5 protein-coding genes are annotated in these 13,161 nt (G+C 43.2%); 2 read left to right on the top strand and 3 right to left on the bottom strand.

Translation table 11 applies throughout. From position 1 onward, the window contains the following. Positions 1 to 1,001: 1,001 nt before the first annotated feature. The 3 genes from ACE1AT_RS20285 to cysC form a co-directional block, all read right to left on the bottom strand. On the bottom strand, positions 1,002 to 1,721 hold the full coding sequence (locus ACE1AT_RS20285) for a hypothetical protein (RefSeq protein WP_374871571.1): 720 nt from the start codon (positions 1,719 to 1,721) through the stop codon (positions 1,002 to 1,004). Positions 1,722 to 2,705: 984 nt separating this feature from the next. Further along, the gene (locus tag ACE1AT_RS20280; RefSeq protein WP_374871569.1) at positions 2,706 to 3,485 is read right to left on the bottom strand and encodes a tetratricopeptide repeat protein; all 780 of its coding nucleotides are present in this window, start codon (positions 3,483 to 3,485) and stop codon (positions 2,706 to 2,708) included. After that, positions 3,442 to 4,047, bottom strand: coding sequence for an adenylyl-sulfate kinase (gene cysC / locus ACE1AT_RS20275; RefSeq protein WP_374871567.1), 606 nt, complete (start codon positions 4,045 to 4,047; stop codon positions 3,442 to 3,444). Before cysC ends, ACE1AT_RS20280 begins: the two co-directional genes overlap by 44 nt. Positions 4,048 to 4,421: 374 nt before the next feature. Here cysC and ACE1AT_RS20270 point away from each other — a divergent pair, with 374 nt between their 5' ends. Together ACE1AT_RS20270 and ACE1AT_RS20265 are read left to right on the top strand one after the other, a co-directional pair. Further along, a complete protein-coding gene (locus ACE1AT_RS20270; protein ID WP_374871565.1) occupies positions 4,422 to 10,469 on the top strand; it encodes a beta-ketoacyl synthase N-terminal-like domain-containing protein in 6,048 nt (2,015 codons plus the stop codon). Then, complete coding sequence (locus tag ACE1AT_RS20265) at positions 10,466 to 13,024, top strand: SDR family NAD(P)-dependent oxidoreductase (RefSeq protein WP_374871563.1); 2,559 nt, start codon at positions 10,466 to 10,468, stop codon at positions 13,022 to 13,024. Before ACE1AT_RS20270 ends, ACE1AT_RS20265 begins: the two co-directional genes overlap by 4 nt. Positions 13,025 to 13,161 lie beyond the last annotated feature (137 nt).

The following is a 13,161-nucleotide window of genomic DNA, read 5'->3' as shown; positions in this document are numbered from 1 at the left end:
CATTGGCCTTGATCTTGGGATTGAACACAAATAATTCTCTCGAATTCTTGTGTTGATGTACAGCCCCCCATTTATTCGCGAGAGATAATCGCGAATAAATTGGTCTTTTCACTCTCTTTTTGCAAAATTGGGATGCTCCCTGACGCGTAGCAAGATCCCGCAGGGTAATTTCGCGTCTCTACAAGGATTCTGGCTGACGCATATTTAATTATTGGAGATGTCTAATCAAGATAATATTCATGTGCTAAAAATAAAAATTCCCGGAGGTTATTCCGGGAATCCTGTAGTTTGACACTCTTGCACTTGATTTATGATTTCTCTACAATACTCGCTTTTAAATCTACACATATGCCAAAATGCCAAAAACAACCGAGTATTTGTGTAACATTTATCATTTTACCTGAAATATTATCTTAGAAAAGTAGATGTCATTGATTCTATTTCTGGTATTAATTTTAGAATGTAATTCTGATTATAGTTAAATTCCCAATAAAAGACCCCTGTGGCTAACCAGGGGAGGAAATTTTGCAATTCGCGCTAATTTTGTGCAAGAACGGATTGCTAACTTACTATACTTTTTATTCAATCCGAATTGTTGCCAAAATGCCAAAATAAAATCCTATTGCTTCCCAAACAATAGCTTTTACCATCATGGATACCTAGATGGATTGTGGTTCATTTGGTTAGCAATTAAATCTACCACTGCCGCGATCGCCTTCATTGTTCTTCATAGATGCTCCCTAACGATCCAAGGTTCTTCATTTCCATCTACAGAGAACAATAAGACAAACAGGAAAATAGGACGGTTAATTACAAAAAAAATCTGAAATAAACGCATAAGTTAGCTTGCGTCTGTTTCATCAGAATATGTTGTCTTTTATTAGAAATACATTGAAAAAAATAACACTAATCTCAGATATTTTTTGGTGGTTAATTTAACACTGAGTAATGGCTTAGGAGGTATCAGTATTTACGAAGTAATTTGGCTATATGTATAAAATTTAATGCTGGTTCTGTAAACGTTTCATCTCATGTTGAACATCCAAGGCAATCTGTAAAGCCTCATTTAATAACCTTCCATGTTCACTCGCTTGTTCCGGTACTTGCATTGCTGTTAAAGCAGCTAAATTATTCATAAATAGTTCAGAGTTACTAATAATAAAATTCCGATTTTCTCGCAAAATTCTTTCTGTCCTTAAAGCACGGATCAGATCAGTTTTTGTGAGTTGTAATGCTTCTATAACCTTACTTCTTTCTTTGATAGTTACCCCGACATTACCAACTGCTTCTATTTGATCATTTATATCTATTGCTTTAATTACAGAATTATATTTATCAACATCCATTAATAGTGTCTGAAGGGAAGGTGTAATGTTAGTTTTTACTAGTCTATTTTTTTGCTTCCAAATCAGATATAATATTAATTGTGTGAGAGCAGCACTGACGCCAACAAACACAATAAATAAAAGCCAAGATGGCATGAATGCTTCACTCATAAAACTTTTAGCTAGCACATCAAATGCAAGATAGCTCACGAATGATATAGTAATACCGATAAAGATCGTAGTAGCCCCCTCTGGACCTTTTGCTTCATCGATGAAACTTTGGAGTGTTTTCTTGATAGGTTTAATAATAATTACTAGTTCATCCTTAACAGGTAAATTCGTCAAATATTGCAGTTCACTGAGACTTATTTCTAAATCTTTTAAATCATTACGCACAGTTATCAAATCCTTGTTAAACGTAGTTTCACTAAAATTATATGTCAATCAAACTTGTGACAGGTTCACAGAATGGCAATTTGACCAAAATGAGGTGTGTGCTTCTCTCGAATATCTCAGAAAGCTAACAACTATTAATATGTCTGATGCGATCGCATAATTTGAGTGTATTCTACTCAATAGCAAACTGCTATAGTAAATTTACAAATAGGTTATGTTATGGGAAAGCGATCGCAGCAAAAGCATTAAATCCCTAGAAAATGCTGTAATTGTGCAAGCTACACCAGACTCGATCACCACATGCAGCCAGTAGTACAAGTATAGAAAGCGATCGCCCCAACATCGTCATCACTCTCCAGCAAAAAAAAACCCAGCAGTACTGGGTTCATTGATTGCGAAGCTGAAACCGGAAAAATTTAGTGAAAAAAATGAAGATATGCAAAGATCATGCTGATTCTTGAAGCTGGTTAATAGCCTGATTGAAAAAGGGGTATAGGGCAATACGGTTCAGTTAAGAAGAAATCTAGGTTGGGTTGAGTGCAAGCGAAACCCAACAAAGCCTTGATAATGTTGGGTTACTCTGCGAGAAGCCGCGCAGGGCGCGTCTATGTTCCTCAAACGCCAGGTGCTACAACTCTTGGGACCCCCGCAACGCACTGGCTCCCCAACCTACGCTAGTTTTAGTTTTTAGCCTTAACTGAACCGTATTGGGGTATAGGGGTGTAAGGGGAATGGGGGCTGTGAGATCAATTCCACGCATCCAAAATCCTGTTAGAGGTTGACTGAGGTGCGTACATCAGGGTGAATAAAAATCAATACGGTTCAGTTAAGCCCGCAATCCTTTGTAGAGACGCAAAATAACCCTGTGGGATCTTGCTACGCGCCTCTACAGACCAATTTTTTGTACCAAAAATCCTTAACACCAAGTGTATTGGAATAAAAATATGATTTTTCTTACATCCCTACACCCTAAATTGATGCTACTTAACCATCTCGCCGTTGAAGCCTGGGAAGATTACTGATAACTTCAGCAGCTTCTTTTAATTTGTTTTCTTGAATCAAAGTCTCTGCTAATCCTAACCTAGCAGCAGGCATGGCCGGGTTAATTTGAATCGCTTGTTCAAATGCATTTCTAGCGGCTTTATATTCCTCTTTTTGTAGGTAAATACGACCCAACTTAATATAGGCCAGCACAAATTTAGGGTTTAAACTCAAAGCATGATTGAGTTCCGTGACAGCTTCTGGTAACTTCCCTTTGTTTTTATATGCTTCTGCCATCAGCAAGTGAGCTAAAAACATCTCTGGATTTAAGCTCAAAGCTATTCTCAATCTCTGTATGGCAGCATCATATTGCTTTTGCTCTATATACACTTGAGCAATACCCAACTGAGCTGGCGCAGACTTAGGATCTAAATTGAGAACATTCTCAAATTGTTCCAAAGCATAACTCAGCTTACCTTGTTTTAAATAAACACGTCCGACATTTAGTGGAGCCTCAGCCATCAAAGGATCTATTTGTATTACCGCCAGAAAATGATGTAAAGCCTCTTGGTGATGTTTCTGTTTCAGATAAATATTTCCAGCAGCTAAATGAGCGTGAACCGAGCGGGAATTAGTTTGTAGAACTGTTGTCAACTCTGCTAAAGCTTCATTGAAACGTCCTTCTTTTGCTAAAGCTGCACTCAGTTGCAATCGCTCTTGCTCAGTTAAAACTGTTGGTTCATCTTGCTTCAACCGTTTGATGCTGGGAGTAAACTTGTACATAGCCCCTCTCTTCTAGCTTGACCAAAACTTTAGATATACTTTCTTCTAAGTTTTCTAAATCAGTTCTACACTCTATATCTGCATTTAATGGTGGTTCGTAGGGGTCATCAATCCCGGTAAAGTTTTTAATTTGACCAGAGCGAGCCTTTTGATAAAGCCCTTTAATATCTCTGCGTTCACATACATCTAGCGGTGCATTCACATAAACTTCAATAAAATTGTCAATACGCTGCCGCATTTCTTCACGAACGTCTCGATACGGTGAAATCGCTGAAACCAGGACAATCACACCATTGCGAGACAGTAGACTGGCAACGAAACCCACACGGCGCACGTTTTCATCCCGATCTTTCTTGCTGAATCCCAAATCCTTAGTGAGATTTTGGCGCACCACGTCTCCATCTAACACTTCAACTTTGTAACCTTGGGAACGCAGTATTTTCTCTAAAGTGCTGCTAATTGTGGTCTTACCTGCACCACTCAAGCCGGTAAACCATACGGTAACACCAAGATGCTGACGCTTAGTCAATTCCATACTATTGTTGGTAACTACCTGATTCATTGTCTAACCCTTGGAGTTATTTCTGCAAGTTTGATATTTTGGTGATTTTCAAGACTTTTGCTGTGGATTTACCAACACCTGAGTTTATATATATTTTTTTTTTGATTTTTTTGGCAAAAAGATCACACATACTTTAAAAACCAGGTTTCAGTAACAGTATATACTGTACCCTCGAAACGTTTTTTAAATTTTTAGTTTCAGTAAAGTTTCGGTTAAGTATTTACACGAGATTTTTTTTACTTTTGCCACTATATTTTGTTAAATACTACAAAATTTATTTTTAATTAAGAGTGCCTAACTGTGCAAGACAATAAAATAATCTATGTATTATTGCTTAATCGGTATCATTACTTACTTATCCTGAAATATATATCATGAATCAATTTATCTGTTTATCTATAAGTCCGATTGATCTTGCCCATCCTGGCATAGCTGTCGCTACCAACCGTGCAGGTGGTATTGGTATTCTAGACAAAGAATTTTGTCATCATCCCAAACAAGCAAGTGATAATTTAGACCAACTATTGGCTTTAATTAATCCTAGTCAATCTATAGGGCTACGCTTATCAGCTGCTCAGGTTGCTGCAAGTCATGCACTGTTAACACGTCTGAGCAATCAACCTCATTGGTTAATCCTGTGTGGCTGGTATCCAAACACATTGGGAGAAGTTGTCGCATCACTGCCAGCAGCGCGATCGCGTCAACTATTATTAGAAATTACAGATGTCGAACAAGCTCAAGCTTTAGATTCTCACGCACAACAAATTAATATAGATGGCTTGGTGGCTCGTGGACATGAAAGTGGAGGTTGGGTAGGTGAAGACTCCGCTTTTATTTTATTGCAGAAACTCTTAAGCATTCAGCCACGACCAGTCTATGTACAAGGTGGAATAGGGATTCACACAGCAGCAGCTTGCCGCGCCGCCGGGGCGGCTGGTGTAGTATTAGATGACCAACTTTGGTTGATGCCAGAATCACCCCTACCCCAGGAATGGCAACGTCATCTAAATAACCTCAATGGTCAAGAAGCGGTGGTATTGGGCGAAAGACTCAATCCTGGTTGTCGTGTGTTGTCCCGTCCGGGTTTTCCAGTCATCACAAACCTACAGCAACTTGCCGATCAAATAGAAGTTGAAAACGATGGTTCTGCTGGTGGTGTGCAAAATTGGCAGCAACAAGCCCAACCCTTAATCGGTTGGGGTGAACCAGGAAAACTAGCTTGGCCAATGGGACAAGCAGTAGGATTAGCAGCAACATTCCGCGATCGCTACCCAACAATTGGCAAACTGATTCAAGCATTACTCCAACAAAGTCAAGAACAACTCAAAATAGCCCAACAACTGCGTCCCTTGGATGCTAATGCACCTTTAGCAGTATCTCATAGCACAGAATATCCCATAGTGCAAGGGCCAATGACACGGGTAAGCGATACCGCAGAGTTTGCCAATGCAGTTTCCCAAGCCGGGGGATTACCATTGTTAGCTTTGGCACTGATGCGTGGTTCCCAAGTACGCAGCTTACTGCAAAAAACCCAGCAATTATTAGGTAATCGACCTTGGGGGATTGGGATGCTGGGTTTTGTTTCCCACGCCTTGCGGGAAGAACAAATTCAAGCCGTGAAAGAATTTCAGCCGAAATTTGCTTTAATTGCAGGTGGACGCCCTGATCAAGCAGCCCATTTTGAAGCTCAAGGGATTGCTACCTATATCCATGTTCCCGCCCCACGCTTATTAAAAATGTTTCTGGAACAAGGAGCAAGACGGTTTGTTTTTGAAGGTCGCGAATGTGGTGGACATGTTGGTCCCTTGAGTAGTTTTGTTCTCTGGGAAAGTATGATCGCTACCCTGTTAGCAGATGTAGAACTAGGTAAAGAATCAGACATACATATCCTGTTTGCTGGCGGTATTCATGATGCCCGTTCCGCAGCTATGATCTCCGCCATGGCTGCACCCTTAGTAGAACGAGGGATGCGGATTGGTGTGCTGATGGGAACAGCATATTTGTTTACCCAAGAAGCAGTTAGCTGTGGTGCGATCGTCCCGAAATTTCAAGAACAAGCTATAGCATGTAACCGCACAATCAACTTAGAAACCGGGCCTGGTCATGCTAGTCGTTGTGTCGTCACTCCCTTTGCTCAAGAATTTTACACCACACGACGAGAAATGCTGGCAGCAGGTAATCCACCAGAGGAAATCAAAGATACTTTAGAAAATTTAACTTTAGGACGGTTACGTATAGCCTCCAAAGGATTACAGCGCACAGCAGATGGTCAGGTGCAAACTGTGGGTGAAGCACAACAACTGACTGATGGCATGTATATGATCGGGCAAGTCGCGACTCTGTGCAATCAAGTATGTACCGTCCGGGAATTACACCAAAATGTATCGGAAAATAGTACTAAGCTGTTGATATCTGCATTCGTAGAACAAGATGTAGAAGAAGTCAGCACTCATCCTTCAGATATTGCCATTATTGGTATAGGCACATTGTTACCCAAAGCTCAATATCCCGAAACCTTCTGGAACAACATTCTCCGCAAAGTCGATGCGATTACAGAAATTCCTGCCCAGCGTTGGGACTGGCGATTATACTATGATCCTGACCGTAACGCCAGAGATAAAGTTTATTCTAAATGGGGTGGATTCCTAGAAGATATACCTTTTGATCCACTACGTTTTGGAATTCCACCCAAATCTTTAAAATCCATTGAACCTGTACAACTACTGGCACTAGAGACAGTACGGCGAGCCTTAGAAGATGCAGGCTACGAATCTGGTAACTTTGATCGTGAGCATACTTCGGTGATTCTAGGAGCAGGTGGTGGAATTGCAGATTTAGGTCAGCAATACGCTACCCGTTGTGAAATTCCCCGGATGGTTGGCAAAACTTCACCAGAAGTTTGGGAGCGTTTACCAGAATGGACAGAAGAATCTTTTCCTGGTTTGTTGTTGAACGTCATTGCAGGTCGAGTCGCCAATCGTTTTGATTTTGGTGGTTACAACTTTACAGTTGATGCAGCTTGTGCTTCTTCTTTAGCAGCATTGGATTTAGCAGTTAAAGAACTCGAAAGTGGACGTAGTAATGTCGCGATCGCAGGTGGAGTTGATACCGTTCAAAGTCCCTTTGCTTACTTTTGCTTTAGCAAAACTCAGGCTCTTTCACCACGGGGAAAATCGCGGTCATTTGACAAAACAGCAGATGGAATTGCCATTAGCGAAGGTCTAGCCGTCGTTGTACTCAAACGCCTTCCTGACGCCGAGCGAGATGGCGATCGCATTTACGGAGTGATCAAAGCCGTCGCTAGTTCCAGTGATGGTAAAGCTTTGGGAATGACAGCACCTTTAAGCGCGGGACAAATGCGGGCTTTAAGACGTGCTTACAAAAAAGCTGGCTTTTCACCCAATACCTTGGGGTTATATGAAGCTCATGGTACAGGGACAGCAGCAGGAGATCAAGCAGAGCTAGAAACTGTGATCAGTATCCTCAAGGAAAATCGAGCTACTTCCAAATCCTGTGCGATCGGCTCAGTCAAAACTTCCATTGGTCACACCAAGAGTACAGCGGGAATTGCTGGTGTGATCAAAGCCGTTTTGGCGCTGCATCACAAAGTTAAACCCCCCCATATGAACGTTGATACACCCCTCGACCCCATCATAGATGGTGAAAGCCCGGTTTATCTACCCAAAGAAGCCCAACCCTGGCTAGCCCATCCCGATTACCCCCGTCGTGCTGGTGTCAGTGCTTTTGGTTTTGGTGGCACAAATTTCCACGCTGTTTTAGAAGAATATCAAGGTAATTGGCAAGCGATCGCCCCAGGAAGTCATACATGGCCATGCGAATTATTTGTCTTCCGTGGCGAAAACCGTGCTGCATTGGCTCAAGTAGCCAAATTACTGCTGACAGCTTTGAGTAATGGCGCAGAGCCACCTTTACAGGATCTTGCTTACAGTTATGCTCAACGCGCCCAAACACAAAAGAGTCAGAGTAATTGTTTGACGATTGTAGCTGAGAGTTTGTCACAGTTACGAGCAGATTTGGAAATAGCGATCGCCTACTTAGAAAATCGTCACTCCCAAACCTTACCGCCTCACATTCAGTTTGGCATCGCAGACCCCCAAGCCAATCAGCAAATTGCCTTTTTGTTTCCAGGACAAGCATCACAATATTCTGGCATGGTGCGAGAAGTCGGGCTGTATTTCCATGAAATGCGTCACACTTTCGAGTTGGCAAATCGCCAATTGCGCCAGTGTTTTCCCAAGTTACTTAGTCAATACGTATATCCACCCAGTTCCTACAGCGAAGACGCAGAAAAGCAAAACAACCAACTGCTCATGGATACCAGTATTGCCCAACCGGCAATTGGTGCGGTGGAAGCAGGTTTCATGGATTTGGCAGCCCGGCTAGAACTAGAGCCAGTGATGCTTGGTGGACATAGCTTTGGCGAGTACGCCGCCCTCCATGCGGCGGGAGTTTTATCCAGGGAAGATTTTTTGAACTTGGCTGCAACTAGAGGACGGGTGATGGCAGAAGCTTGTGCTACTTCTGTTGGAGCCATGGCCGCAGTCAAGACTAGCCGGGAAGATTTACTCCTGCGCCTGCGGGATTTTGAGGGAGTAGTGATTGCTAACCAAAATGCTCCCCGTCAATCGGTAATTTCTGGAGACAAACGGGTTGTCCAACAGGTAGTAGATAGTTTAAACGCTGCTGGGATCACAGCTCGGATGTTGCCAGTTTCCGGTGCTTTTCACTCGGCTTTGGTAGCATCTGCCCAAGCTGCTTTAGCAGTGCCAATTGCTACTGTCACCATGTATTCTCCCCGCATCCCCGTTTACTCTAACTCTACAGCTTGTCCCTACAGTTCAAATATTCATGAAATTCGTAGCCAGTTAACCGGACATTTACTTAAATCAGTTGAGTTTCTGAGTCAAATTAATACTATGTATGCCGATGGGGCGCGGATTTTTGTCGAACTGGGTCCAAAAAATATTCTCACTAACCTAGTCGGTCAAATCCTCGCACAAAAAGAACATACTGCTGTGTCCTTAGATGGACAAGGTGGGGGATTGCGTGGTTTATTGATGGCTTTGGGGACATTGTTCGTTCGTGGTGTCCACATCAAATTAACAGCTTTATTCGATGGTCGTGATGTCCAAGACCTCAACCTATCCAAATTGGTCGAGTTGACACAAAAACCCGCTTTACCTGCAACAGCTTGGTTAATTAATGGCGGTAGTGCTAGACCACAAAATCAAACAGTTGGTTACACAGGTAAATTACCACCCTTGAATCAACAAACAGCTGCGATCGCATCACTATCTGAATCATCAAAATCCCCAGTTCATACCAAAAAACCAGAAATCCCTATGAATCAACCAGCTATGCAATCCAATCTAAATGGTAATTCAGCGCATTTTCCTGCTCCTGCAAACACACCTCAAAATCAGCCAGCAATAGGAACAGGTATCTTGCAAGCCTACCAAGCTTACCAAGAAACTATGCGGAAATTCCTGGCAGTCCAAGAACAGGTGATGAGTCAGTTACTTACTACAACTGCGCCTTCTACTACTCCCATCCCACAGCGCAGACAACCAGAAAATTATTTACCAATAGCCCCACAACCTGTCGTTGTTCAGTCAAAAAACGGTTCTGCCCATGCTTTGATACCTAACAGTAACATTAAGCAAGAGCAGAGTTTATCTGGAACACAACCTACCACACATGTTGCACCACCACAACCAGTGACCCCAGTGCAGGAGATAATAGTTAAACAAGTACCAGCACCATTATCTTCTACTCAGCCCTTGAGCGATCGCGCCAGTTTAACTCAGACTTTATTGCAACTAGTGAGCGATCGCACAGGTTATCCCGCAGATATGTTGGGACTTGACCAAGATATGGAAGCAGAACTAGGTATTGACTCAATCAAGCGAGTCGAAATTCTGGGAGCATTCAACCAAGCTTTACCACCAAAGCTTGCAGATAGTGTTCGTCAGCAAATGGAACAGTTGACCAGAGTCAAATCTCTTAACGGGATTGTCGATCAAATCTTAGAAAATCTCCAACCGACGGCGACTGCAAGTATCTCGACTAAATCTGTCGGTGAATCGTTAAATCAAGCCGAACTCACTCAAACTTTATTGCAACTAGTGAGCGATCGCACAGGCTACCCTATAGATATGTTGGGATTAGACCAAGATTTAGAAGCAGAATTGGGTATTGATTCGATTAAGCGAGTCGAAGTCTTAGGAGCGCTGCAAAAAAGTTTACCCCAGTCCCTAGCTGCTAGTGTACAGACACGCATGGAAAATTTGACCCGTGTGAAATCCCTCAACAGTATTGTTGAACAAATTCTGGCAATATCAGCACAGGAGAACGGCCTGGGAAAGTCTCTCACTCAGTTGCAAGCATCCCACGCTACGTGATCCAATCACAGTTAGAAGCTTTACCCTCACAGCAGCTTGCTTCGCTTACGGGTTTGTTTTTGATTACTGAAGATGGGCTATCAGTAGCTTCCCATGTTGCCACAGCATTACAACAAAAAGGAGCCACCACAGCCATCCTCAACACTTCTACCTTAGCTGAACCAGAAAAACTAGAGCAGGCGATCGCTCAATTACGACAACTTCACGGTTCTATTACCGGAATTGTCCATCTTGCTCCCCTCGCTACCATTGATCTACCTGAAACTCTCGCTGGGTGGCGACAAATCACCCAGATTCACTGCAAGAGTTTATTTCAATTACTACATCTGTGTGCTGCTGACTTGCAACAAGCAGGACAAAAACAGATGGGTTGCGTAGTAGCAGCTTCTTTACTGGGAGGATATTTCGGTCGTCAAGGTGAAGATGGTTCTGGTTTACCTACAGGCGGTAGTAATACTGGTTTCCTCAAAACCTTGGTGACTGAATGGTCTGGAGTTCGAGCCAAAGCCATTGACTTTGACACCAGCCTATCTCCTGCTAGTATTACAGAGCATATTGTCAATGAGTTACTCAGTAATGGTCGTTTAGAAATCGGCTATCCCCAAGGCGAACGAACCATTTTCCAAACTGTAACAGCGAATTTGACAAAGGAAAATCAACCAGCACAGCTAACTCTAAATCAGAAATGGGTAGTATTAATCACAGGCGGAGCTAGAGGAATTACTGCCGAAATTGCTCATGATTTAGCAAAATATGGCTTAACACTGGTGATTACAGGAAGAGCCGCAGAGCCAGCCGCAGAAACCGCAGAAACCGCAGGTATTGAAGATATCACCGTACTGCGGCGAGTATTACTGCAAAAAGCGCGGAATTTGGGTTTAACCCCAACACCAATCCAGATAGAGCGACAACTACAGAATTTGTTACGCGATCGCGCCGTTGCTCACAACCTCAAACAGTTTCGTCAAGCTGGCGCTCAGGTAGAGTATCTTGCAGTAGATGTCAGAAATGCAGAAGAGTTTAGTCCTGTAATTAACAGTATTTATAACCGTTACGGTCGCTTAGATGCCGTGATTCATGGTGCTGGTATCATCGAAGACAAGCTCATTGCTGACAAAAGCTTTGCATCTTTAGAACGGGTTTTTGATACCAAAGTAGATAGTACCTTTTTGTTGTACCGCGATCTCAGACCTGAATCCCTGAAATTGCTTGTCTTGTTTAGCTCTGTTGCGGGGCGCTATGGTAATCGCGGTCAATCTGATTATGCTGCTGCAAATGAAGTGATGAATCGCTTTGCTTGGCGTATGGATCGCTCTTGGTCAAATACGCGGGTTGTGGCGATCAACTGGGGACCTTGGGATACAACTGGGATGGCTTCGGAAGAAGTTAAAAATAAATTCCGAGAACGTGGTATAATTCCCATCCCCTTAGCCGCAGGTCGTCAGTTTTTTATTGACGAATTGTATTACGGACCCAAAGGTGAAGCCGAGGTAGTTGCAGGGGAAGGGCCTTGGGAAGCCTACGAAGGATCGGGGATTGGGGATCAGGGAACGGGGATCGGGGATCGGGGAACGGGGACACGGGGACAAGGGGGACATGGGGGACAAGGGGGACATGGGGGACAAGGAGGACAAGGAACGGGGAATGGGGAACGGATAAGGGATAAATTTCCGTATCTTTTATTACCATCTCCACCCCAGCTGCAACCTAATGGGACTGTCACCCTTGAACATACCTTTTCCCTAGCCAGTGACCCCTATTTAGAAGATCATCGCTTAGATGGTAAACCCGTTCTCCCGGCGGCGGCTGCTTTGGAGTGGTTCAGTGAATTTGTCCAGTCAGCTTGGCCGGAATGGCAAGTCACAGAAGTTTGCCAACTCAGAGCTTTGCGGGGTTTGGTACTGGATACGGAAGCAGGGAAAAAAGTTTTATTTCAGGCTCGTGCTTCTAGCCATGCTGACTCTGAATCCTTACAGGTAGCAGCAGAAATCGTTGATCCAGAACTCAATCTGCCATTTTATCGAGCTTCTGTGATTCTGCGTCCACAACTAGAAGAACCATTGGCAAGCGAAATTTTACTATTATCTTCCGGACAAAAGCTACAACCGACTGTAGCGTATGATACGTACCTGTTTCATGGTCAACGTTTCCAGTTAATCACAGCCATTGATCGGGTAAATAATGTGGGTATTGATGCCCATGTTATACCTAGCCGACCGACGGCGTGGTTGAACACTCAACCAGTGGCTGATTGGTTATTTGACCCTGGCTTGATTGATGTGGCTCCTCAGTTAGCGATTGTGTGGGCGCGATCGCAACGGGGAACTACAGCTTTACCTTCCCGATTTGGAAGTGTCAAGCGTTTTGGTCAATCAATACCCCATAGCCCACTCCAGATTACCTTGCGAGTCAATCACTTTGATGATCACAGCCTAAATTACGATGCTGTTTTTATCGATGAAAACGGCTATGTACGCTTGCATCTCAAGGATATTGAGAGTACTTGCAACACTGCTCTGAATCGTTTAGCGAAAACTAGGGGTGTGGGGGTGTAAGGGTCAACTTTTTCAAGGTGTGATGTATTTTTCTTTGTGTCTTTGTGGTTAAAAAATCGACTTTTGAAACACCAAGACACCAAGACACCAAGACACGAAGGTGAAAAAACCAAAAATCGGTATTTTTGTGAAGATTT

Origin of the sequence: Pelatocladus sp. BLCC-F211, from assembly GCF_041928655.1 — a bacterium.
GTDB lineage: Bacteria > Cyanobacteriota > Cyanobacteriia > Cyanobacteriales > Nostocaceae > Pelatocladus.
This window is presented reverse-complemented; position numbering and strand designations above follow the sequence as displayed.